This window comes from Crassaminicella profunda, from assembly GCF_019884785.1.
Taxonomy (GTDB): domain Bacteria; phylum Bacillota; class Clostridia; order Peptostreptococcales; family Thermotaleaceae; genus Crassaminicella; species Crassaminicella profunda.
The window spans coordinates 2695805-2721052 of record NZ_CP082326.1; the positions used below are offsets into that span (position 1 = coordinate 2695805).

The 25248-nt window shown below is 32.4% G+C and carries 24 protein-coding genes; 4 read left to right on the forward strand and 20 right to left on the reverse strand.

Annotation, left to right across the window (positions count from 1 at the left end; translation table 11 throughout):
• Positions 1 to 153: 153 nt before the first annotated feature.
• A complete protein-coding gene (locus K7H06_RS12770; RefSeq protein ID WP_223036430.1) occupies positions 154 to 2046 on the reverse strand; it encodes a sensor domain-containing diguanylate cyclase in 1893 nt (630 codons plus the stop codon).
• Between the two features lie 352 nt (positions 2047 to 2398).
• Between K7H06_RS12770 and K7H06_RS12775 the strand changes: the two genes are divergently transcribed.
• The gene (locus tag K7H06_RS12775; RefSeq protein WP_223036431.1) at positions 2399 to 4144 is read left to right on the forward strand and encodes a flavocytochrome c; all 1746 of its coding nucleotides are present in this window, start codon (positions 2399 to 2401) and stop codon (positions 4142 to 4144) included.
• Between the two features lie 105 nt (positions 4145 to 4249).
• Here K7H06_RS12775 and K7H06_RS12780 read toward each other — a convergent pair whose 3' ends face one another.
• The 6 genes from K7H06_RS12780 to K7H06_RS12805 all read right to left on the reverse strand — a co-directional run bounded on the left by K7H06_RS12780 (position 4250) and on the right by K7H06_RS12805 (position 10852).
• Positions 4250 to 7684 (reverse strand): pyruvate carboxylase, encoded by a 3435-nt coding sequence (locus K7H06_RS12780; RefSeq protein WP_223036432.1) that lies wholly within the window; start codon positions 7682 to 7684, stop codon positions 4250 to 4252.
• A 224-nt stretch (positions 7685 to 7908) separates the two neighbouring features.
• Positions 7909 to 8262 carry a stage V sporulation protein AE gene (gene spoVAE / locus K7H06_RS12785; RefSeq protein WP_223036433.1) on the reverse strand — a complete coding sequence of 118 codons (354 nt, stop codon included), beginning with the start codon at positions 8260 to 8262 and terminating at the stop codon, positions 7909 to 7911.
• A gap of 16 nt (positions 8263 to 8278) precedes the next feature.
• The gene (spoVAD, locus tag K7H06_RS12790) at positions 8279 to 9280 is read right to left on the reverse strand and encodes a stage V sporulation protein AD (protein ID WP_223036434.1); all 1002 of its coding nucleotides are present in this window, start codon (positions 9278 to 9280) and stop codon (positions 8279 to 8281) included.
• The gene (gene spoVAC / locus K7H06_RS12795) at positions 9281 to 9760 is read right to left on the reverse strand and encodes a stage V sporulation protein AC (RefSeq protein ID WP_223036435.1); all 480 of its coding nucleotides are present in this window, start codon (positions 9758 to 9760) and stop codon (positions 9281 to 9283) included.
• Between the two features lie 11 nt (positions 9761 to 9771).
• Positions 9772 to 10632 carry a DUF421 domain-containing protein gene (locus K7H06_RS12800; protein WP_223036436.1) on the reverse strand — a complete coding sequence of 287 codons (861 nt, stop codon included), beginning with the start codon at positions 10630 to 10632 and terminating at the stop codon, positions 9772 to 9774.
• Between the two features lie 13 nt (positions 10633 to 10645).
• Positions 10646 to 10852 carry a DUF1657 domain-containing protein gene (locus K7H06_RS12805; protein WP_223036437.1) on the reverse strand — a complete coding sequence of 69 codons (207 nt, stop codon included), beginning with the start codon at positions 10850 to 10852 and terminating at the stop codon, positions 10646 to 10648.
• A gap of 271 nt (positions 10853 to 11123) precedes the next feature.
• Between K7H06_RS12805 and K7H06_RS12810 the strand changes: the two genes are divergently transcribed.
• Entirely contained in the window at positions 11124 to 11807 is a 684-nt protein-coding gene (locus K7H06_RS12810) for a DUF421 domain-containing protein (protein WP_223036438.1), read from the forward strand.
• Positions 11808 to 11826: 19 nt separating this feature from the next.
• Here K7H06_RS12810 and K7H06_RS12815 read toward each other — a convergent pair whose 3' ends face one another.
• Positions 11827 to 12192, reverse strand: coding sequence for a phage holin family protein (locus K7H06_RS12815; protein WP_223036439.1), 366 nt, complete (start codon positions 12190 to 12192; stop codon positions 11827 to 11829).
• A gap of 133 nt (positions 12193 to 12325) precedes the next feature.
• Here K7H06_RS12815 and K7H06_RS12820 point away from each other — a divergent pair, with 133 nt between their 5' ends.
• A complete protein-coding gene (locus K7H06_RS12820; RefSeq protein ID WP_223036440.1) occupies positions 12326 to 12535 on the forward strand; it encodes a DUF1657 domain-containing protein in 210 nt (69 codons plus the stop codon).
• A 546-nt stretch (positions 12536 to 13081) separates the two neighbouring features.
• Here the strand turns inward: K7H06_RS12820 and K7H06_RS12825 are convergent.
• On the reverse strand, positions 13082 to 14458 hold the full coding sequence (locus K7H06_RS12825; RefSeq protein WP_223036441.1) for a glycosyl hydrolase family 18 protein: 1377 nt from the start codon (positions 14456 to 14458) through the stop codon (positions 13082 to 13084).
• A 144-nt stretch (positions 14459 to 14602) separates the two neighbouring features.
• Here K7H06_RS12825 and K7H06_RS12830 point away from each other — a divergent pair, with 144 nt between their 5' ends.
• Positions 14603 to 15355 (forward strand): TSUP family transporter, encoded by a 753-nt coding sequence (locus tag K7H06_RS12830; protein ID WP_223036442.1) that lies wholly within the window; start codon positions 14603 to 14605, stop codon positions 15353 to 15355.
• Positions 15356 to 15389: 34 nt separating this feature from the next.
• Here K7H06_RS12830 and K7H06_RS12835 read toward each other — a convergent pair whose 3' ends face one another.
• The 11 genes from K7H06_RS12835 to cimA all read right to left on the reverse strand — a co-directional run bounded on the left by K7H06_RS12835 (position 15390) and on the right by cimA (position 25161).
• Complete coding sequence (locus K7H06_RS12835; RefSeq protein WP_223036443.1) at positions 15390 to 16172, reverse strand: hypothetical protein; 783 nt, start codon at positions 16170 to 16172, stop codon at positions 15390 to 15392.
• Between the two features lie 193 nt (positions 16173 to 16365).
• Positions 16366 to 16641: a YoaP domain-containing protein gene (locus K7H06_RS21555; RefSeq protein ID WP_425514918.1), complete on the reverse strand. Its 276-nt coding sequence runs from the start codon at positions 16639 to 16641 to the stop codon at positions 16366 to 16368.
• Positions 16551 to 17447, reverse strand: a complete 897-nt coding sequence (locus K7H06_RS12845) for a hypothetical protein (RefSeq protein ID WP_223036445.1) — start codon at positions 17445 to 17447, stop codon at positions 16551 to 16553. The genes K7H06_RS21555 and K7H06_RS12845 overlap by 91 nt, the downstream gene beginning before the upstream one ends.
• 430 nt (positions 17448 to 17877) lie before the next feature.
• The gene (locus K7H06_RS12850; RefSeq protein ID WP_223036446.1) at positions 17878 to 18306 is read right to left on the reverse strand and encodes a hypothetical protein; all 429 of its coding nucleotides are present in this window, start codon (positions 18304 to 18306) and stop codon (positions 17878 to 17880) included.
• Positions 18307 to 18530: 224 nt separating this feature from the next.
• Positions 18531 to 19301 carry a YdcF family protein gene (locus K7H06_RS12855; RefSeq protein WP_223036447.1) on the reverse strand — a complete coding sequence of 257 codons (771 nt, stop codon included), beginning with the start codon at positions 19299 to 19301 and terminating at the stop codon, positions 18531 to 18533.
• A 227-nt stretch (positions 19302 to 19528) separates the two neighbouring features.
• Complete coding sequence (locus tag K7H06_RS12860; protein ID WP_223036448.1) at positions 19529 to 20080, reverse strand: hypothetical protein; 552 nt, start codon at positions 20078 to 20080, stop codon at positions 19529 to 19531.
• Complete coding sequence (locus K7H06_RS12865) at positions 20077 to 20292, reverse strand: tyrosine-type recombinase/integrase (protein ID WP_343216831.1); 216 nt, start codon at positions 20290 to 20292, stop codon at positions 20077 to 20079. Before K7H06_RS12865 ends, K7H06_RS12860 begins: the two co-directional genes overlap by 4 nt.
• Positions 20293 to 20552: 260 nt before the next feature.
• On the reverse strand, positions 20553 to 21623 hold the full coding sequence (leuB, locus tag K7H06_RS12870; protein ID WP_223036449.1) for a 3-isopropylmalate dehydrogenase: 1071 nt from the start codon (positions 21621 to 21623) through the stop codon (positions 20553 to 20555).
• 93 nt (positions 21624 to 21716) lie between these two features.
• Positions 21717 to 22208 carry a 3-isopropylmalate dehydratase small subunit gene (gene leuD / locus K7H06_RS12875; protein WP_223036450.1) on the reverse strand — a complete coding sequence of 164 codons (492 nt, stop codon included), beginning with the start codon at positions 22206 to 22208 and terminating at the stop codon, positions 21717 to 21719.
• 100 nt (positions 22209 to 22308) lie between these two features.
• Complete coding sequence (leuC, locus tag K7H06_RS12880) at positions 22309 to 23574, reverse strand: 3-isopropylmalate dehydratase large subunit (RefSeq protein ID WP_223036451.1); 1266 nt, start codon at positions 23572 to 23574, stop codon at positions 22309 to 22311.
• Between the two features lie 3 nt (positions 23575 to 23577).
• Positions 23578 to 25161, reverse strand: coding sequence for a citramalate synthase (cimA, locus tag K7H06_RS12885; RefSeq protein WP_223036452.1), 1584 nt, complete (start codon positions 25159 to 25161; stop codon positions 23578 to 23580).
• Positions 25162 to 25248 lie beyond the last annotated feature (87 nt).

Consider the following 25248-nt stretch of genomic DNA (forward strand, 5'->3'; position numbering starts at 1 on the left):
ATGAATTTAATCACAAAACTTATTATTTAAAATTAGTCATTTCTATTTAATTTTAAAGGAATTATAAGTACATGTAAATAATTTGTATACCTTCCTTTAACAGGATACTTTTTTATCAAATAATACTCCTACCATCTTTTAATTGGAGGAGTATTATTTTTGATCCTTCATTCTTTTTTTTATCTTATCTTTATAAATATACATTCTTTCATCTGCAATCTTTACTAGTTCTTTATAATTTTTGCCCTCATTAGGAAAATCTGCAATACCATAGCTAAAGCTACAAATAATCTTATTATCCCCGAAAACAATTGGATCATGGATAAATTTTTCTATTAATCCTTCAAATTTGTTTACCAAAACTTGTAAATCTACTTCAAAGAAAACACCTATAAATTCATCTCCTCCATATCTTGCAAATAAATCTGATGCTCTAATATTATCATTGATAGTTTTTGCAAATGTTTTAATGAATAAATCTCCAGCCAAGTGTCCATAAGTATCATTTACAAATTTTAATCCATTTAAATCAAATACTACTACTAAGAAACATTCTTTATACCTAGTAGCCCTTTTCATATACATATCAAATACTTCTTCAAAGTATCTTCTATTATATACATTCGTTAATTTATCATACCTTGATAAATATATGGTCTGTTCATAAAGCTTATGCTTACTGACAGCAATTTCAATTTGATTTCTCATGTATTCCATCATCTCTAAATCTCTTTGGTCATACACATTTTTTTGATGACTATCTACATTTACCAAACCGTATAATTCACCATCAATAATAATAGGTGCACTCATAGAAGATTGTACTTCAATCCCTTCCGTATTTTCTAAAATACTTGGGAATTTTTCTTTAAGTATTTCTTGAACATCATTGATCACAACTGTCTTTTCAAATTCGCCTTTTGTTTTTTGCCATATGAATGAATCTTTTAGTTTGATACGATAATCTTTAGATTTTTGTTCATCATATCCTGTACATGCAGCAATTTTCAAATTATCTTCCTCATCTAAAACTAACACACATGCCAAATCTGCGTTTTTCATTAATGTTACTACCTTTTTTAAAACCAATGCAAATAACTCATTAATACTATTAATTTCAAGTATGGCATGATTAATCTCAAGCATAGCCTCTTTTAATTGCAATAATCGATTAATACTTTTTTCTGCCTTTTTACGCTCAGTTATATCTATGATAACACCTACAATCCCTTTTGTTTGGCCCTCTTGATTTGTAAATGCCGCTTTTGTGAAAATAACATCATGTAACTCATCATCTGCATATTTTAATTTTGTATCATATACCATTTTATCTTTATTTTTTAGTAACTCTGCATCAACTTTATAATGTTCCTCAGCCATTTCTTTTGGTAATATATCATAAATATTATGGCCAATAACATCTTCTCTTTTAAGATTTAAGTATTCTAAATGAGCAGTATTAGAATATTTATAAACTCCGTTTATGTCCTTATAAAATATAGGATTAGGAATGGTATCAATAAGAGTTTGCAGAAATTTCAGATTATCTTGAAGAGCTATTTCAGCTTCCTTCCATTCTGTTACATCTTGAACTGTACCAATAATTTTCTTCCTATTTTCATCATCATAGACCAATGCGCCATTGGCCCGTATCCATCTTTCTTCTCCTGTTAATTTCATAATCTTAAATTCTATTGCTTCCATTATTCCTAATTCTGTGATTTTTCGCAAAACTCCACTTACTAATATCCTATAATCAGGATGAATTAAGGTTAAAACAATATATTGAATACTTCCTTGAAAGTTTTCTTTATTCATCCCAAATATTCGATACATTTCATCAGAAAAAATGAGTTTATTTCGTTGATAATCCCAGTCCCAACTTCCTAAATTAGCAATTTCTTGTGCACATCTCAAACTAGCTTCTCTTTCTTTTAATGCAATTTCTATTTCCTCAGGTTGAATATAAGATTTTTTGCAACTTTTAGGAGAATTTCTTGCATATTTAACTTTTAAGAATGATAAAAATTTTTTTAATATAGACATACACATCGCCTCTTTAAAATAGTATTTTATAGTGAAAATAACCTTTATAGAAGGAAAATACTGTTTTTTATATTATACCGAATTTATGGTTTCATGTCGAATCGTTCCATGATTTCATCTTGGTTCTGTACCAATACTTATCTTAATACCCATTTTAATCATTCATTATCATCTTATCCTAATATTATATATTCTAGTTTAATCTTTTTTTAATATTGTAGTATAATCTTTAATGAATGAACTCGTTAAGCAAAGATTAACAGGAAGGATTCAGATGAAAATTCTATCTCATCTGAATCATAGATTTTTGATGAATAGCTTTAACTTGAAATCATAAAAGGAGATGAAGTAATTGAGTAAACAAACAAAAGAAATTATAGGTTTTTTAGTCATAGGGTTAGTTCTTGTTCTATTTGTTATAGGTTATCGACATATGAGAGATCATCCTCATGTGAATTTAGAAGAAAAATACATTGGAGAAACTATGGGTAAAAAAGGTAAAGTTAGAGTGGCCATATCCATAGATGATAACAAAATAGCAAATATTGAAATCTTAGAAAATAAAGAATCCAAGATGGCGAAAAAAGTTTTTCAGTTTATTGCTGGGAATGTAATAAAAAACAATAGTCTTTCTGTAGATAGTGTCACTGGAGCTACTCGAAGTAGTAAAGACATAAAAGACGCAATTGCTGATGCTGTAAGTAAATCCGGCATCCCTTTAGTAGCTACTGTCAACAAATCTCAAAATAATCATCTAGAAGATGTCTATACGGATATTGTTGTTGTAGGAGGAGGGGGAGCAGGTCTTACCTCTGCCATAACAACTAAAGAAAAAGGTGTAAATGTCCTATTGGTAGAAAAACTACCCATATTAGGAGGAAATACAAAATTTGCTACAGGAGGGCTTAATGCATCAGGAACAAAATTTCAAAAAGGAAAAAACATAAAAGATACTCCTGAAAAGTTTATAGAAGATACCTTAAAGGGGGGTAAATATATAAACAATAAAAATTTAGTAAACATATTAGCCAACAAATCTTCTGATATAATCACTTGGTTAAGTGTACGTGGAATGGATTTATCAGATGTAGGAAGACTTGGTGGTGCTAGTGTAGATAGAGCACATAGACCAAAGGGTGGCGCCCCTGTTGGAGATCAATTGTTTGATACTTTAGAAAATACAGCAAAAACACTAGGGGTTGACATACGAGTTGCTACAAAAGCTACAGAAATATTATATGATGATAATAAGGTTATAGGCATAGCTGTGAAAACAATTGATGGAGAAACCTATCATATTTATGCTAAATCAGTAATCTTAGCAACAGGTGGATTTGGAGCAAATCAGGAATTGGTTACAAAATATAGAAGTGATTTAAAAGACTTTGGTACAACCAATAGTCCAGGAGCTACAGGAGATGCTGTTGACTTACTTAAAGATTTAAATGTTTCTTTTGTCGATATGAAAGAGATTCAAATCCATCCAACCGTTGTCCCTAATGATAATCATTTGATTACAGAAGCCGTAAGAGGCAATGGCGCCATATTAGTGAATAAATTAGGAAAAAGATTTGTCAATGAACTAAATACGCGAGATGTTGTCTCACAAGAAGAATTAAAACAAGAGGACAAGATGGCTTTTCTCATATTTGATGAAAATGTAAGAAAAAGTTTAAAAGCAATAGAAAAATACGCTGATGAAGGATTATTAACGAAAGCTTCTTCCTTAAATGAATTAGCAAAAGCTTTAGAAATAAACTCAGATGAACTATCAAAAACTATTGATGCATACAATCAATATCTAAGCAATGGGGAAGATAAAGATTTTGGTAGAAAATCTATGAAAAGTAAAATCGAAAAGTCTAATTTCTATGGCATCAAAGTAGCTCCTGCTGTTCACTATACTATGGGTGGAATAAAAATCAATGAAAAAGCTCAAGTACTCAATAAACGTGGTGAAGTGATAAAAGGATTATTTGCAGCAGGAGAAGTAACTGGAGGAATCCACGGTGCAAATCGATTAGGTGGTAATTCATTAACAGATATCACTGTATTTGGAAAAATTGCTGGAGACAGTGCTTATGAAAATTTAAAATAAATACTATTTTAAAAGATCCGTGTTTGTGACATAACACGGATCTTTCTTTTATGGAATATTTTTTTATTCTATCAATAATATATAAAATTTCTTAATCAATAAAGTTTATTCACTTAATTTGATCAATAATTCTCCTGACTCTACCTGCTGACCTTCCTTTACAATGACTGATTCTACTACCCCTTCTACAGGTGCTGTAATATTTGTTTCCATCTTCATGGCTTCTACTATTGCAACAATTTGATTTTCCTTTACAGCCTCTCCTTCTTTTACTAACACTTTGATAATATTTCCAGGAATGCTTGCTCCTATTTCTAGTGGATTATCTGGATCTGCCTTTTGCTTAAAATTCATTTCTTTCCTAGTTTCACCACTAGTTTTGTCATAAACCTTTATAGCTCTTGTACTATCATTTACTTCAAAGGTTACAGTTCGATTTCCTTCTTCATCTAATTTTCCAATTTCTAAAAGCTTGATGACCAAAATCTTACCTTTAGCAATTTCTACTTGGCAAGTTTCTCCTTCACTTAATCCATGGAAGTAAATATCACTCCCCATCTTACTAAAGTCACCATTTTCTTTAAGATATTTTAGATATTCTTCAAATACCTTAGGATACAATGCATAACTTAATAGTTCTTTGTTTGTTGGTTCTATATCATATTTCTCTTTTAAATCCTTTTTGATTTTATCAAAATCTTCAGCCGGAAGAAGTTCTCCTGGTCTACAAGTAATGGGTTCTTCTCCCTTTAATACTAACTTTTGAAGCTTTTGTGGGAATCCTCCCATAGGTTGACCCATCATTCCTTTAAAATAGGCAACAACTGAATCAGGAAATGCCATATCTACTGCCTTTTCATAAATATTTTCAGGTGTCAAATCATTTTGCACCATAAAAATCGCCATGTCTCCTACAGCTTTAGAAGATGGTGTAACTTTTACAATATCTCCTAACATTTCATTCACTGTTTTATACATTTCTTTTACTTCATTAAATCTATGACCTAAGCCAAAGCTTTCTACTTGAGGCTTTAGATTGGAGTATTGGCCTCCTGGAAGCTCATATTTGTAAATTTCTGCTGTACCTGATTTTAATCCAGATTCAAACTGACTATAAACAGGTCTTACATCTGTCCAGTAATCCGCAATTTTTTGTAAATCATCTAAAACTAACCCTGTATCTCTCGTAGTATTCTCAAGGGCTGCAACAACTGAGTTTAATGCTGGCTGACTAGTAAGTCCTGCCATACTATTAAAGGCTGTATCTACAATATCAACCCCTGCTTCTGCTGCCATAAGAATGGTTGCAACACCATTTCCACTGGTATCATGGGTATGAAGATGAATAGGCATACTAATTTCATTCTTCAGTGCTTTAATAAGCTTATAAGCTGAGTGAGGCTTAAGAAGTGCTGACATATCCTTAATTCCTAATATATGGGCACCCATTTTTTCTATTTCTTTAGCCATTTTTACATAGTAATCTAATGTATACTTATCTTTTCTTTGGTCTAGGATATCTCCTGTATAACAAATACAGCTTTCAGCTATTTTTCCACTCTTCAATACTTCATCTGTTGCAACTTCCATACCTTTTAACCAGTTTAGGGAGTCAAATATTCTAAATACATCTATTCCACTATTTGCAGATTCTTTGATGAATTCCCTTATTACATTATCTGGATAGTTTTTATATCCTACTCCATTAGATCCTCTAATAAGCATTTGGAAAAGCACATTAGGTACCTTTTTTCGAAGAATCTCTAATCTTTCCCAAGGAGATTCCTTTAAGAATCTATAAGCTACATCAAAGGTAGCTCCTCCCCACATTTCTAATGAAAATAAGTCTTTTGCTAAAACAGAAGTGCTCTTTGCTATTTTTTCCATATCCTTTGTTCTTACTCTTGTTGCCATAAGAGATTGATGAGCATCTCTCATAGTTGTATCTGTTAATAATAATTTTTCTTGATTTTTAATCCACTCTACAACACCTTTTGCTCCTTTTTCTTCTAAAAGATCTTTTGTTCCTGTTAAATCTTTTGGTCGATTTACCTTTGGAACAGTAGGAACATCGAATTCTATCTTATTTCCTTTTGTTTCATTTACTACCTTTTCTCCTATAAACTTAAGAACTCTAAGCTCCTTATCAGCCTTTGGTGTAATATCAAATAGTTCTGGATTATCAGAAATAAATCCTGTATCACACTTTCCTTTTTTAAATTCTTCATGATTTAATACGTTTACTAGGAATGGAATGTTTGTTTTAACCCCTCTAACTTTAATCTCTCTTATGGCTCTATGAACTTTTCTAATGGCATCTTCAAAACTTCTAGAACATGAAGTAACTTTTACCAAAAGACTATCATAATAAGGACTTATAATAGACCCTGTAAATCCATTTCCTCCATCTAGTCTTACACCAAAACCTGAACCTGTTCGATAAATATCAATTTTTCCTGTATCTGGTGCAAAATTGTTTAATGGATCTTCTGTTGTTACCCTACACTGAATAGCATATCCTCTTGGGTCTACACTATCCTGTGATGGAATGCCAACTTCTTTTGAATCTAATGCATATCCCTGTGCAATTAAAATTTGACTTTGCACAATATCGATTCCTGTAATCATTTCTGTTACAGTATGCTCCACCTGAATTCTAGGATTCATTTCAATAAAATAGTGATTTCCGTGCATATCCACTAAAAATTCAACCGTTCCTGCACTTTGATAATTAACAGCTTTTGCAATTTTTAATGCATCACTACATATATTTTCTCTTTGCTCTTTTGAGATAGAAAGAGCAGGTGTGAACTCAATAACTTTTTGATGCCTTCTTTGAATAGAGCAGTCTCTCTCATATAAATGTACAATTCTTCCGTATTTATCTCCTAACACTTGCACTTCTATATGCTTTGGTTTTTCAAGATATTTTTCAATAAATATATCATCAATCCCAAAGGCTTTTTTTGCCTCATTCTTTGCACTTCTAAATTCCCTTAAAAGATCCTTTTCATCCCTTACAATCCTCATCCCTCTTCCACCACCACCTGCAGCAGCTTTAAGGATAACTGGATATCCACAATATCTTGCAAATTCAACAGCTTCTTCATCATTTGTTACGGGTTTTTCCACCCCTGGAATGGTTGGTACCCCTACACGGTTTGCAACTAATTTTGACTTGATCTTATCTCCTAGCTCATCCATCATTTCATGAGTTGGACCTATAAACTCTATTCCTGCCTCTTGACATCTTCTAGCAAATTCTGTATTCTCTGATAAAAATCCATATCCAGGATGGATTGCATCTGCACCTTTTTTCAATGCAATTTTTATAATTTCCTCCATATTTAAATAAGCTTCAACAGGCCCCTTGTTTTTTCCGATTAAATAAGACTCATCTGCTTTTGTTCGGAAAAGAGAGTTTTTGTCTTCATCAGAGTAAATCGCTACAGTTCTTATACCAAGTTCGCGGCAGGCTCTGAATATTCTTATAGCAATCTCTCCTCTATTGGCCACTAGTACTCTTTTGAACTTTTTCATAATCTCCCTCACTTTCATGTAAATGCAAACATTTTCCTTAAAAATCGTATAAATATTCACCTATAATTATATTATTTTATAATATCTTGCATATTTCTACAAGTGATTTTTCAAAATATTTTCCATATTGTATGAATATTTTATTTTTTTATTATGTTCACTAAAAAAAGCAGGTATTCTATCCTGCTTCTATTGATATATTCATTTTACTCTGGATTAGTTCGCTATCCTTTTGGCTTAAAAACCAGAGCTCCCAAAAATCCAAAAATAATGGCAGCAGAAATACCTGCACTAGTCACTTCAAATATACCTGTAAGTACACCAATAACCCCACTTCTCTTTGCTTCCATTAAAGCACCTTTCAATAGAGCATTTCCAAAACTACATATAGGCACAGAAGCTCCTGCTCCTGCAAATTTTATGAGTGGATCATAAAGCCCAAAACCTCCGAGTATTGCTCCAACCACAACCAATGTACTAGTTGTATGGGCAGGAGTAAGCTTAAACACATCCAACATAATTTGTCCTATTACACATATTCCTCCTCCCACAATAAAAGACCAAATCAGTTTTTCCAAAGTTACCACCTCTTCTCTACATTTCTATGGATACAGCATGAGCAATACAAGGGATACTTTCCTTTTGCTGATAAGACATAGGAGACATTAAAGCACCTGTTGCTACAATCAAGATTTTTTTTAGTTCTCCTTTTCTCATCCTATTTAGAAAATGTCCATAAGTTACAGATGCAGAGCATCCACAGCCACTACCTCCTGCCATAACTTTCTGTTCTTCTTTATAGATTAATATACCGCAATCTGTAAAAATTTCAGTTGGAATTTTCATACCATGTTTCATCAATAAATCCCCAGCAATCCTGTGGCCAACTTCTCCAAGATCTCCTGTAGCAATTAAATCATATTCATTAGGATCAATATTCATATCTCTAAAATGAGCTTCAATAGTATCAACAGCTGCTGGAGCCATAGCCGCTCCCATATTAAAAGGATCAGATATACCCATATCCACTACCCTTCCAATTGTAGCTGATGTTACTTTTGGTCCTTCACCAGATTTTCCTAATAATGCCGCTCCTGCCCCTGTTACAGTCCACTGAGCAGTAGGGGGCTTTTGTGAGCCATACTCTGTTGGATATCTAAACTGTTTTTCAGCTGATGCATTATGACTACAGGCTCCAGCTAGTACATATTCTGCCGCTTGGCTATCTATCAGTAAAGAAGCCAATGACAAACCTTCCATGGAACTAGAGCATGCACCAAAAATACCTAAATAAGGTGCTCCTATAGTTCGTGCAGTAAAACTACTTGAAATAATTTGGTTCATTAAATCTCCACTGATGAAAAATTCTATATCTTCTTTTTTCTTCCCTGCTTTTTCAATAGCTTTTTCGCACGCTTGCTCTAATAGCTTTTTTTCTGCTTTTTCAAAGCTATCTTGCCCTAACCATAAGTCTTCATGTAAAATATCAAAATCATCTCCTAAATTTCCTTGTGCTTCAAAGGGTCCTCCTACAGCTGCAGAGGATAATATAACAGGTTTTGAAGGAAATACCCATGTCTGATGTCCTTTAAGCATTTACATTCCTCCTAACCATTTTATTGTAATTTTTATTAGTGCAACTACAAATGCTGAAAAAACCCCATAAGTAATAACAGGTCCTGCAATTTTAAACATATTTCCTCCTACCCCTAATACATAACCTTCACTCCTATGTTCAATAGCAGAAGAAGCCACCGTGTTGGCAAACCCTGTAACAGGGATAATCGTTCCAGCACCAGCCCATTGAGCAATCTTATCATACACCCCGAGTCCTGTAAGTAAAACAGTCGTCATAATCAAAACGGCTGTAGCAGGATTTCCTGCTGTAGTTTCTTTGAAATCAAAATATTTAATGAATAAAAATTGGAGAATTTGTCCTATTGTACAAATAGTTCCTCCAATAATAAATGCTCTAAACATATTCCTAAGAACTTTTCTCTTCGGTTCTCTCTCCTTTGCAAAATCCTGATATTCTTGTTGCACTGGTGTTAGTTTTTTATTTTTTTTACTAGACATATCATTCACCTCTAATGTAATAAATAGGGTTTTAGTTTTTTTATAATATCTTCAAGGTTGTCTGCATTCTTTTTATACATAACTTTTGCCTCTTTGCTATCTGTTTCTATTGAAAATGTAAGAAAATCCGTTTGGCACTTTTCAAGACTTGCATATAATAATTCTTTTACTTTTGGCTGGGAAATCTGTATACTATCATCAAATAAGTCTACATATAAATCACCACTCTCATCTACTTGAGCTATAAAAACATTATCTAATGATACCCCTAAAGAAGCTAATTGTATTTTTAGCCAGCCTCTATTAAATCCCCTATTTCTTAAGGGTTCGTCCAATATATTTCCATCTAAAATCACGGTCTGTGGTTCACTTTGATTGGCTATATTTCTTTCTAAGTCATAGGCTGTAACAGGTTTTTTATCTGATTTTAATAATATATTCATTTCTCCTGTTGACTCCATCACAGCAAATTCAACATCAGCTAAGTTAAAACTATTCTTAGAGCGCAATTCCCTTAATAACTCTTCTCCTGTAAATCTTACTTGACTTAAATTTTCCTCCATCACTTTTCCATTCTTTATTAAAATCGTTTCTTTTCCATTGATTAAATCATGAAAATACTTACTCTTTAATGATAGATATTCTAGGGCAATAGGAAGTACAATCCAAACCCCTAAAGCAATCAACCCAAATGCTAAATTTTTAATAATATTCACAGAAATCAATGCAATTAGAATAGAAATAACAACATAATAAACAAATTGGAAAGGTGTGATTTTAGCTAGGTGTTTTTTACCCATCACCTTAGTGGCAATCAATGCTATAAAAAATAAAGCAATACTCCTTATAAGTATGATCATCCAAGTTTTCATAAACTTCCCTCACTTAATAGCCTTTATATTGTGGTTCTTCAAATTCTAAAACCTTTATTCTCTCTTCCAAATCTTTTATAGCTTCCCCCGTTATGACCAATGATTCTTCATATACAGATTTGGCATTTTTATCTTGTGTTTGTATAACATAAAATTGCAGGGTACTTTGAGTACCTTTTAAACTTGCTAATGTTTGTTTTACTTTAGAAGCTACCGTCAAGTCCATCCCTCATTTCATATTTTTTTCTAATCTTATTTTTTCACTTATCGACTATATTCATTCATAAAATATGTTATGTTTTCTTTAAATTTATTCATAATCAAACTTTTTAGTCTTTTAAATATATACATTTACGTATTACTTTACTCTTTATTTAATGAATAAAAATATTAGACAATGCTTTTGAATATTTTATAATACAGGTTTATATTCTCTTATTTTCGTTAAAAATAATGATTATGCAGTTTCAAATAAAGGAGTCGTGTACAATATGCATATGATTCATACAGCCATTGAACTCTTTATTGGATTTATAGCATTGTTTATTATTATGAAAATCTTAGGGAAAAGGCAGCTTAGTCAAATCACTCCTTTTGATTTTATTTCTGCCCTTGTTTTAGGAGAACTCTTAGGAAATGCCATATATGATGAAGAAATAGGTATTCTTTATGTTCTCTTTTCTATGTTTTTATGGGGCGTATTAATGTTTGTTATTGAATTGGTCTCTCAAAAATTTATGAAAACAAGAGCTTTTCTAGAAGGAAATCCTTCTATTGTCATTCGCAAGGGAAAAATTGATCGCGATGAATTAAAAAAAAACAAACTAGATATCAATGAACTGCTAAATTTGCTTCGTAAAAAGGATGTTTTTTCCATGCGTGAAGTAGAATATGCTATTTTAGAATCAGATGGGCAACTTTCTGTCTTAAAAAAATCAGATTATGCCGCCCCTACAAGAAAGGATTTAAACTTACCCTCAGAACCAGTCTATTTACCTATAACCTTCATCAGTGATGGTATGGTTTTATGGGATAATATAAAAGCTAAGGGTTTTAATGAAAATTGGTTGAGATTACAACTGAAAGATCAGCATATCAAAAAATTTGAAGATGTTTTCTATGCAGAATGGCTTGAGGAAGATGGACTACTTATACAACCCTTTAAAAAAAATTAAGCCCAGAAAATCTGGGCTTTTATAATACACTTCTTCCTGGAATAATCATGTTAACAATCCCTATGGCAAACGCTGCTAAAATAGAACCTAGGAAAGTTACCCTTACTCCTCCAACAAGCATTCCTGTTAAATAAATAATTACTGCTGACACAATAAATCCTGTAATACCTCTACCAAAAGGAGAGGCATCAAAACCAGTAAATCTTTCTATTAAGTAATCTATGATCCCAATAGCTATTGCAGCAAAGAGTAGAGGAATCCATCCTGTTATAGAAAAATATGGTGTGAAAAATGCAGCAACTGCTAATACGATCATGGATACTAGTATTCTTACCAGCATACCTCCTAAATTTATGTTATTTCTTTCCTTCCTTCTTTCTTCCAACTATTTCACCTCCTATGTAGTATATATACAGTATTTGTTCTTAAAGGTACTTTTATGTACATTTTTATCCTTATATTTTTTATAAAGTTGAAAATACTATATATGTAAAAATAAAATAAAGGAGAGAAGTTTAATGACTACAATAAATAAACTTGAACAAGCTCTTGCAGGTGCAAAAGGTCTATCTGCACAATTTAAAACATTTTCTATGGATACGGATGACCAGCAAGCAAAGCAAATGTTTAATCAATTAGCTACAACGCTAGAAAATGCAGCTCAAACACTTCAAGGCAGAGTTGATTTTGTAAAAAATGAAGAACCTCAATATAATCAACAACAATAAGAAAATCTCTGCAAAAGCAGAGATTTTTTTGTATAAGTATAAAAAATAATTCCTAATTTACTTACATATAAAATACATAATAATGGAAATAAAAATAAGCATACTAATAAATGTAACTTTAAAACTATTTTTTTTTCGCCTTCGAAATGTAAGACCTTTGGTTAATCTTATATATTCAGGTTTTTCCATATTTTCCTCCTTCCTTACTTCACACTAGCAGGACAACACCCATTTTTAATGGTTCATAAGAAAGATGTATACTGTCTTTAATAAGTAATCAAATTTCTATTGTTTATCGTATTATCCTTATTATAATATAGAATCTTTTAAAATTCTTTATTTTTTTGCAAAAATCGACATTTTTATTATAACGGTTAATTTCCCATTCGTAAACTAAGAACCTACTATCCTTCAAATTTAGTGAATTTTAAGATATGTTTCAAGGGTTCTTCATGTCTTTTTTTATTCCTTTTTTTTATTCGTAGTAAATTTAACCTATTTTTCAAAAAAACTCATATTTCCGAGGAAATATGAGCTTTTTATCCTTTATTCTCTTTTTACTACTACATCTTCTCTTAACATACGCCAAATATTGGGATCCTCCATTCCAAGTCTCCAAAGAGCAAGCCCTTTTGTATCAAGATCCCAAGCCTTTTGAGCCTTTGCATAGATACTATCTCTATTTTCAAACCAAACTTCGTGTTGATTTCCTTCTTCATCTACATAAGCAAAGGTTGGTGTTTGAGTCTTTTCATCAAAAATAATTTCTTTATTGTATTTTTCTGCAAGCTTCATGGCCATATCATAAGTTACATAGGTGTTCTTCCCTGTAGTTAAATTAAAATCAAATCCAAATACAGAAACGGCCCCTGTAATCTTTTCTGGTGGCATTTTAGTCTTTGTATAATTTAATACTCTATCCATCCATCCTATTGAAACAACAGGCCCTGGTCCACTTCCAGGCCAGCCATGTTCATTATAAAGCATTACAACAAATTCATCTACTGCCTTTCCAATGGCCTCATAATCAAATGGATCAGAGAAAGGATTAAAAGGTTTATCACTTACCCTAGCAGGAATAGACCCTGATAAATAATATCCTTTTTTTCTTAAAGCTTCTCCTAGTTCTGTATATAAAGCAGATAAGTTTTCACTATCTTCTAAATATACATCTTCAATATCAATATTTACCCCATCAAAATCATATTTTTCAATAAGGTTAATGACATTCTGAATAAAAGCTTGACGATTTTGCTCACTAGAAACTAAAGTTTTTACAACATCTTTTGAAGTTTTTGTTCCTCCGTCTTTGTATAATAAATTATGAACAACAGGTAAAATTTTAATATTTTGTCTATGGGCAATAGACACAATATCTTTTACATATTCATCTGTAAAATCTCCAAATTTTACAATTTCTGTTGGATTGTCCTTATTAATTTGAAATAAGAACATCCCTGTTTCTGATAACGCAGGTGTATTATTCACAAAAGAGTCATAAGAACTAGGTAATGCTGGTCCTTCTTCTAAAGTATAAAACCCTAAGTTGCCTATTATTGGTCTTTCTCCGTCATGTATATATTCCTTTACTAAATCTCCTCGAATCCATCCTTTACTATTATCAAATAATTTCACCTTTTTCCATTCTTTCCAAGCCCCTATTTCAGGAAGTCGTGCATTTTTACTCATTTGTGCTATAACTGGATAATAGGTTCCTGGTCCTTTACGGATGTTTGCAGCATCTACATTTACAACAACTTCCGTATAAAGAGGAATCTTAAGGCGTTGTCCTGGTGTTAACTCTGTACTCGTTAATCCATTTAATTTCATAAGATTTTCAATTGTCGTATCAAATCTTCTGGCAATACTGTATAAAGTATCTCCTGGTTGAACAGCATAAACAACACTCGAACTTCTCCACATATTTCCACCTCCTCATAAAAAAATCTTCATATTATCTTATTCATTTACCCAAAATATGGTTATTATTTTTTTTATTTTGTCATGACATAATCTTTGAATTCTATTATAATGTCATTATATGAAAATATTAGAGGGGGCATTTCTATGGAAATGAAAATTGTATATCTATGTTTCTTTGGTTTTCTAGCTCAATTTGTTGATTCTATTGCCGGCGGCGGAGGACTCATCAGTATTCCTGCTTTATTTGCTTTTGGTATTCCCCCTCATTTTGCCCTAGGTACCAACAAATTAGGGGCTATATTTGGCACTGTATCTAGTTCAGCAAAATTTATTCAATCAAAAAAAGTTCATTTTGCTATGCTAAAATATATGATTCCAGCTACCATTATTGGCGCCATATTAGGGGTAAACACAGTCTTATTAATTGATCAAAAAATATTAAATATTATTGTAACCATACTCCTTTTTATCGTATGTATCTATACCATATTTAAGAAAGATTTAGGCAGTGAAGATCATTTTACTGGTATGCATCGTAAAAATATCATCATTGGTGCAAGTATTGCATTTACCCTAGGCTTTTATGATGGTTTTTTTGGTCCAGGTGCAGGCTCTTTCTTGATTTTTTCCTTCATTACCTTTCTAGGCTTTGACTTTTTAATAAGCTGTGGCAATGCAAAAATATTAAATACTACCAGTGTGATTACATCTTTTATCGTCTTTGCCTTCCATGGTAAAGTCATTTATTCTATTGGTATCCCCATGGGCATATGTATGATGCTGGGTGCCCTTTTAGGAACACAACTAGCTATTAAAAATGGGGCAAAGCTTATCAAGCCTATTTTTATAGTGATTTCTATATGCTTTATGTTAAAACTGTCTTTGAATATTCTATAATAGTCGTATCGACACATGATGTATACTGTCTTTTCTAAAACTGTTTTTCATATGAATCTACAATGAAATCTTTCAGATTCAATAGTTGCTTTTTCCCTCTATTTCCTTTTATGGTGATTATTCTACCATCCTCAAGTTTTCTAATTATATAATCGCCTGTAAGTAGGTTATAGTCCTCTTCTTCATTAAGCATATCATCATTAACATCTACAAAACCACCTTCTGTTGCTCCAATCAAGTACCAGCCATTATTTTGATAACGAAATCTATATTTTAAATACCATCTCTCACTAGAACCTCCAAAGAACTTCAACATGATAGAACCTCTATCAATAATAATCTCATCAAAAGGATCACCAAAGGGTCCTCCTTCATTTCTTAACAAAATAGCTTTTTCTGCCTTTATTGATAGTGTATATGTACCGTCCTCATTCCCAAAGGCTATTAATAAATTTCTTGACGGAGCATATTCCATCTGATTAGTTTCCTCAATTACAACCACTTTATCAATTATCCCATCTTTATTTAAATCGCCTTCTGCTGAAGCTAATTGACCATCACTTTTTTCTAATATGTGCCATCCTTTAGGTATGAATGACGTTATGTCTTGAACATCATTCTCTGTTATAGTGTTACTTTGTGTCCCAACTCTAACATCAGAATTCAAATTCTCACTTAGTTTATCTTTTGATGCAACATTTGTTTCAATTGAAGTCTGTTTGTCAGACTCCATTTTACTAATTTCATTTTTGTTTATACATCCAACTAACCCAATTAAACTAAATAGCACTACTATTAATAACGGAATTCTTTTCATTTTATCTATCCCTTCAAATATATTTCATTGCACTAGATTATTTATTGCGAACCTTAGACCATAAAGATATCCTTACTACAGTATTTCGTCTAATATTCTTAGCATTTCAGTCGTCCTACGTGTATTTTGTAAGATGAAGGAAATTCTATGTTAGGTGATGTTAGGTTTTATCCCTTTTTATGTTTCAATTGTTCTATTTACTTTTTCCTACAATCTTATCAAAGCGACTATCCATACAAACACTAATATCAGTTGTTATGAATTTTCCTTCGTGAAAAAGACTAAAAATTGTGGCAGATGAAGGAGCTGTTTGTGCTTGCTCCATACTTTCTAACTTTATAATCCGTAAAGGTAAATTTCGTTTTGTTGTAGCTTCATTTAAAAAATTCCCGGTATCAGATGTGCAATATAAAGTCCAACACCAAAGGATACTGCATTTGCTGTTAACGCATATAGAGGTACAAGCCATTTTTTCCTTAATTCCCCACTGCTGTACTTGTGTAGAAAAACAGAATATACAACGGCTTCTATGATCAACACCAGTAATTCCATCCACACATAGTTAAATACAAACATCATACTGCCTTGATAGTAGTTAATAATATTCAGTAAAATATTGAGTATCGACTGGGTTATGATATTTACAACTCCGATAATCAAAAGCTGTTTCTTCGCTTTGAAACAAAAAAATAATGCAATAAGAACTTCAATTGCTATGGTTAAAATAATTCTGCCAAATAGAGAAACAATCTCCCAAGTATAATCGTAATTTTTTTCTGCCTTTATAGTATCACTGATTGCAACAGATTGTATCTCCAAACCCTTTGCATCTACCTTATAGTAACTGTCAAAGGCATATTGCTCATAACTATCCTCGCTCACAACAAAGCTGTCCTGTTCAGGAAAATAGATTAATATTTTAAATTTGGGTGGAGGATAGTAGCCCCAAGTAAACTCGGAAGTATGGGTGCAGTTTTCAAAATACTGTAAAAAGTAAAACCCGTCTTTATCCTCATATGACAAAAATTTCTGCCAAATTGTATATTCTTCATCGCCCTCGTGGTAACGTTGATTATTAGAGTATTCACCTAACACCCTGTGCGGTCCCGTAGAGGATACTTCGGACAGCAAAGTCACATAATAACTTTCATCCTCCAGTCCCTCAAAATTAATCACAATCGAAGGCTTGGGACCTATATCTGCATAGGCTGTTGTCAGCATGATAGTAAGCATTGTTGTAAAACATAACAAAATGAACAATATTTTCTTTTTCATAAGCTATACCTACCTCCCATTGTTATAAATAATCCTTATTTAGTACAGTTCAGTAAAATTTGCTTTGTTATCAAACATAACTGATAAAGCATCAAATATTTATTTTATCCAAGCAAAAGATGAATGTCTATGAACACTGTTATAGGATCGTGGCAACTTCACTAGCCCTAAGTTACTTCTTTTTTCATACAAATTTCTTCACAAATAATCTATTTTATTATACAACAAATATCTGTTTTCTTTACGTACTCATTTGTTCTGCTAACTCTTTTCTCATTCGTTCATGATCTCTGTATTTTTTATTACTATCATTATATGGCACATGCAGACAACACTCTGGTAGTGAACATTTCAAAATCTGGTTCATAAAATCTAATTTTTCTGGATAAATAATAAATAGTTCTCCATTGAGGTATCCTTCACGTTTCTGCTAAATGGCAAACTCATTTATAAATGCTTCATCTTCTGGCATCTTAATCTGTTCAAATAGTTCTTGTGGTAAAATATTTCTAGCAATATTATATAATCCATGAGCCTCTAAACAAAAAAATTTATAAAGTTTAGGTCTATCATTTCTTCTTGAAGATTTACACACCTGATTTAACTGAATACTTGCTTCCTCCATATTCTTATCATATAAAGCAACCAGAAATGCAACAATCGCTTTCTCCCATAATGACTTTTTCTGGTTTAATACTTTTTTTGCTTTCATAATTACACTTTCTGCATATTCATCTTTATGATACCAAAGAACAAATAATAAATTACTTGCTACCACAAAAGTAGGATATCCATTGCTACATAATCCCACTTCTTCCGGATATGATTTCTCCAAAGCTTCTATATCATTACATCCCATGCAATCCATCACTTCCCAAAATTCACCTGAATGGTCATATCCGTTTGCACAAGATTCATCATCTCCTCCATTCTTTCAAATACAAAATACTTAATTGCACATAACGTTCTTGCTATCTTGAGATGTTCCACATGGTTTTCGTGGAATGTGTGAAAATAGTATATTATGTGCTTTTGTTGTAAGCTTCGAAGCACTTACCCACTAATTTTCATTTGTTTTCTTCTTCAAATATCAAAAATCCACGATTTAACACAAGCAAAAAATTCACGAATATAATTATTTATAATTGTAGAAGTAGGAGTTCTACTAGACAATCCATATACTTTAAATCCCAAACTATTTGCAATTTTCTTCGCTCTCATCATATGAAAATCATTTGTAATTATCAATATAGATGTCTTTTTGTCTAGAAACTCATTCCCTATTAAATCCTTCGTATACTTAAAGTTTTCGTATGTACTAGTTGAACCCCTTTCAATTAAAATATTATTTTCTTTTGCACCCCGCTCTATCACATACTTCTTCATAGCATCCGCCTCTGATATAGGCTCATCAGGACCTTGTCCCCCTGACATAATCACCTTTGCATCAGGATTTACTTCTAAATATTTCAGACTCGTATTAAGCCTTTTCTGTAATGATAGTCTAGGTCTAGCTTGTTTATCTATTGCCGCTCCTAAAACTACTACATAATCTACCTCCCCATAAAATTCACTTGTTCCATGATATATAACCATCATTTCAACAAATATAAAAAATATCATTCCCACTAGGCCCATTCCCTTTATTATTTTTCGTATCTTTCTATTTTTTATAAATTCATATTCTGGATACTTTATTTTAATACTAGAATAAAATATAAGAGCAAAACCAAAAATTCCTGGCAAAACAATTCCTACATTCATATTAGAATATAAGCTAAGAATCCAAGTATCCAAAATTCCTAATATACCTATCACCATTGATATAATATATAATCTTCCTTTTCTTTTCATGGCAAAACTCCTTCGCAGTCATTGCCAAACAAAATATCTAAAATTTTATTTGGATTATTTATAAAACGTCCTTGCTATATTCCAACGTTCCACATGCTTTTCGTGGACTGTATGCAAATAGCATGTTATAGGAAGTGCTGATGCTTCTCCCCTATAATTCTTCGTATCATATAAATGATAACATACATTAATTACTAAACTAATAAAAATAATGCTATTTTGTGTTTCTATTTAATAATGTTTCCACCCTTATCATAAAAGTTGTATTTCACCTTAACGTTACTATCTAAATCCTCAAAAAAGCTAATAGATGGGTTATCAGTAACTTCTTTTATTTGTATTTCTCCATTTTTAGTTATTCGTTCTATGCTAGCAAGTTGAGAATTATTACTGATGATAACTAATTGTCTAGGTTGTGAAAAATCTCCTAATTTAAACTGAGAAAACTCATACACTATAATATCAGTTGTTTCTTTAGTCGTTTTGTCTGCATCTATAGCATTAATAAATTCATAGTTGTCTTTTTTATTCACTTTAAAAAGAGCAAATCCAAATTTTTCATATTTCTGTTCATCTTCTATTAAATAACCAACTAGTCTATAATCATCAACAACATCCATGTTATATACCACAACTGTTTCTTTAGCTTTAATCTGTTTTGAAATCATTTTTTCCATTGAAGCAATATCATTTTGGGGACGAGGCATATTTAATATGAAAACGCACACTATCAAAATAAAAATTGCAAGTATTGAAAAATTCAACTTCTTGTTCTTCATAAAATCCCCCCCCACAAATCTAATGGACTTTCTATCTTACTTAAATTTTTCTTGCTTACATGCGTATAAATTTCAGTAGTCTTTGAACTTTTATGTCCTAATAATTCCTGTATATATCTCAGTTCTGTCCCTCCTTCTAGTAAATGTGTAGCAAATAAATGCCTTAGTATATGAATAATCTTCCCTTTATTCGTCTTATTTTCTTTAGAAATTCTTTATTATAATCAAAGTGTGCTTCAATTTCTTTTTCGTTTTTCTCTTCAACATTCATTCTAATCCTTATTTCTAATTATATCTTATTTTGTATTATTATGTAAGTTTCCCCCGAGATATACTGAACCCACGTTCCCATCTACTTTTGTGTTATTTTTATAAAAAAATACTACTAACTTTACCATTATCTCTATACACATCTGCACACAAAAAAACTTCAGCTTATTTGCTGAAGTTCTCTCATTTTTTTCTTTATCACTTATTTTAATGCTTCTCTAACTAATCTTCCCATTTCCTTTGTACCAACTACTTTTGCACCTTCACTAGCAATATCACCTGTTCGATAATTTTCATCTAGTACTTTTTTAACAGCTTCTTCGATAGTATCTGCTTCTTTTCCTAAATTGAAAGAATAACGAAGCATCATGGCAACTGAAAGAATCGTCGCAATAGGATTTGCCAAATCTTTTCCTGCAATATCTGGTGCTGAACCATGAACTGGCTCATACATACCTATGTTTCCTCCAAGACTTGCAGATGGTAACATTCCGATAGAACCTGTAATCATACTTGCTTCATCCGATAAAATATCTCCAAACATATTTGTAGTAACGATTACATCAAATTGCTTTGGATCTCTTACAAGCTGCATGGATGCGTTATCTACATACATATGATTTAGGGTTACTTCAGGATAGTCTTTTGCTACCTCTTCAACAACCCCTCTCCAAAGTCTAGAGCTTTCTAGGATATTTGCTTTATCTACACTTGTTACCTTTTTGTCTCTCTTCATTGCAATTTCAAAGGCATCCTTTGCAATTCTTCTTACTTCTTCTTCACTGTATATTTCCACATCATAGCCTGCTTTTCCCATTGGTGTATCCTTTTGTCCTCTTTCTCCAAAATAGATTCCACCTGTCAGCTCACGAACTACACAAATATCAAGTCCATCTCCTATGATTTCAGGCTTTAGAGGACAAGCATCCTTTAATTGCTCAAAAAGGATTGCTGGACGAAGATTTGCATAAAGTCCTAATGATTTTCTAAGTCCTAGTAATGCTTGTTCAGGTCTTTTATTCCCAGGAAGATTGTCCCACTTATCTCCCCCTACAGCACCTAAAAGTACTGCATCACTATCTTTACAAACCTTTAGCGTTTCTTCTGGAAGGGGCTCCCCATGTGCATCAATAGCACATCCTCCTGCTAAAACTTCAGTAAAGTTAAAATTATGTCCATAAAGTTCACCTATTTTTTCAAGTACTAAAGTAGTTTCCCTTACTACCTCAGGACCGATCCCATCTCCAGGAATAACTGCTATATTGTAATTCATAGTATTTTCCTCCAGTTCTTCATTATTATATCTACTAATCTTTTATCAAATTTTTTCTTTTCTTTCTTCTCTACTAAAAATGCTTATTACCTTTTACCCTAATTTCTCATTTACATAGTTCACAAGCCCATCTTTTGCTATAATCTCTTGGATAAATGGTGGGAAAGGTTCTGCATGATAAGTCTCATTCTTTGTTATATTCACAATGACACCTGTTTCAAAATCAATTTCTACTTCATCATCTTTATCAATTCCTTTTACAGCTTCTTCACACTCAAGGATTGGAAGACCTATATTGAAAGCATTACGATAAAAGATTCTTGCGAATGTTGCTGCAATGACACAAGATACACCACTAGCTTTAATAGCGATAGGTGCATGCTCTCTAGAAGAACCGCAGCCGAAGTTTTTATTGGCTACAATAATATCATCCGTTTTTACATTTTCTGCAAAAGTTGCATCAATATCTTCCATACAATACTTTGCAAGCTCACTTGGCTCTGATGTATTTAAATATCTTGCTGGGATAATAACATCTGTATCTACATTGTCTCCGTATTTAAAGACTTTTCCTCTTTTTTTCATGTTGTTTCCTCCTGTCTTGTATACGTCTATTTGTGCTATCCGTATTTCAAAAAATTTTATATAAATTTTTTATTTTCTTCATAATATGTTCTACTATGCCTTAAACATCTAAGTCTTCAGGATTTGCAATCTTTCCTACTACTGCTGAAGCTGCCGCTACTGCTGGACTTGATAGATAAACTTCTGATTCAGGATGTCCCATTCTTCCTACGAAGTTACGGTTTGTTGTAGCTACTGCTCTCTCACCCTTTGCAAGGATTCCCATATGTCCTCCAAGACATGGTCCACAGGTAGGTGTACTAAAAGCAGCTCCTGCTTCTACGAAAATTTCAGCTAAACCTTCCTTTATAGCTTGTAAATAAATCTTTTGTGTTCCTGGGAATATAATGGTTCTAATCCCTTTCGCAACCTTTCTACCTTTTAGAATTTCAGCTGTTACTCTTAAATCTTCTATTCTACCATTTGTACAAGAACCGATTACTACCTGATCAATCTTTACATCTCCTACTTCATCAATCGTTCTCGTATTATCTGGTAAATGTGGAAATGCTACTGTTGGTCTAATTTTACTTAAATCTATTTCATAAACTTCGTCATATTCTGCGTCCTCATCAGGTGCATAAACTGTATATTCTTTTTTACTATGCTCCTTGATATATTCAATAGTCTTTTCATCTACCATGAAAATTCCATTTTTTCCGCCTGCTTCTATTGCCATATTTGCCATAGATAAACGATCATCCATAGATAAATGTTTTAATCCTTCTCCCATAAACTCCATAGATTTATAAAGGGCTCCGTCTACACCGATCATACCGATAATATGAAGAATCACATCTTTTCCACTTACCCATTTTTGAGGCTTTCCTTTTAATTCAAACTTTAGAGCATTAGGCACTTTAAACCAACATTTTCCTCTTGCCATTCCAGCTGCCATATCTGTACTTCCTATTCCTGTTGAAAATGCACCTAATGCACCATAAGTACAAGTATGTGAATCAGCACCTATAACTACATCCCCTGCTACAACTAATCCCTTTTCAGGTAGTAGTGCATGCTCAATTCCCATCTCTCCTATTTCAAAATAATTTTCGATTTCCTTTTCATAAGCAAATTCACGAATCATTTTACACTGTTCTGCTGCTTTGATATCCTTATTAGGTGTAAAGTGATCTGGTACAATGACTACCTTGTTTTTATCAAAAACTTCCTTTGCTCCCATTTTTCTAAATTCTTTTACAGCAACAGGTGTTGTAATATCATTTCCAAGTACTATATCTAAATTAGCTTCAATAAATTGTCCTGGTCTTACTTCTTCAAGTCCTGCATGTGCTGCTAATATTTTTTGCGTCATGGTCATTCCCATAAGCTATTCCTCCTCTTTTTCTAAATCTTTTATAAGCTTATATTCAATAGAATCTATTAGTGCAATCATACTTGCTTCAATAATATTAGTGGATACCCCTACCATACTCCACACTTCTTTTCCATCAGTAGATTCAATGAGTACTCTTACCTTTGCTGCTGTTGCATCTTCAGCATTTAATACTCTTACCTTATAATCTGATAAATGTACCTCTTTTAAATTTGGATAAAATACTTCTAGCGCCTTTCTTAAGGCTTTGTCTAATGCATTTACAGGCCCGTTTCCTTCTGTAGCAGTCATTTCTTCTTTTCCATCTACCATTACTTTAATCAGAGCTGAAGAACTACATTCTCTATTATTAGCAGGTTCTTCCTCAATCACTTTGTAATATTTTAATTCAAAGAAGGGTTTATATTTTCCTAAATGCTTTCTGATAATTAACTCAAACGCACTTTCTGCTCCCTCAAATTGATACCCCTTATGTTCAAGTCTTTTAAGCTTATCCATAATTTCTTGCGTTTTTGGTGAACTTTTAGTCATATTTTTATCTATCTTTTGAATTAATGGAAGAATAGTAGTTTTTCCTGAAACCTCTGACATTAAAAATCTTCTTCTATTCCCCACAAATTCCGGATTCATGTGCTCAAAAGAATGGGAAGCTTTGTTTACTCCATCAATATGCATACCACCCTTATGGGCAAAAGCACTATTCCCCACATAAGGCATACTGCTATCTAGCTGAATATTGGTTATTTCGGCAACATATCTTGCACTCGTTGTAAGTTTCTCCAAATTTTCATTAGGTATGCAATAAAGCCCATTCTTCATTTGTATATTTGGAATCAATGTAGAAAGATTTGCATTGCCACATCTCTCTCCAATACCAATAAAGGTTCCTTGGATCTGCACAGCCCCAGCTTCTACTGCCATAACGGAGTTTGCAACAGCCATGCCACAATCATTATGACAATGGATTCCTACTTCTACAGGAAAAGTTTCTACCACTTTTTTTGTCACTTCATATATTTCATTTGGAAAAGTGCCTCCATTAGTATCACATAATACTAAACTATCTGCGCCTCCATCCACTGCTGCTCTTAATACTTCAAAAGCATAGGATGGGTTTTCTTTATATCCGTCAAAGAAGTGCTCTGCATCAAAGACAACTTCTTTTTCTTCACTTTTAAAAAATTGTATGGTTTCTTTGATCATTTTTAAATTTTCTTCTAGAGAAGTTTTAATAATCTCTGTCACATGAAAGTCCCATGATTTTCCGAATATGGCTACTACTTCTGTATTGGCTGTAAGGAGGGATTTTACATTTTCATCCTCTGAAACTTTTACTCCTTTTCTTCTAGTACTTCCAAAAGCTACTAGTTTTGAATTTTTCAAATCTATTTCTGTTACCTTTTTAAAAAATTCTAAATCTTTAAAGTTAGACCCAGGGTTTCCTGCTTCAATATAGCTTATCCCTAAATCATCCAACGCTTTTACTATTTTTATCTTATCTTCAACAGAAAAGGAAACGCCCCCACCTTGAGCTCCATCCCTTAAGGTGGAATCAAATATTTTTACTTTATTCGCCATTTTGTGCCTCCTTTCGCCCGTATTTGGTTGCAAAAATGCCCCTGAAGTTTATTCAGGGACCTTCGAGAGTTTTTTACATTTTTTCTC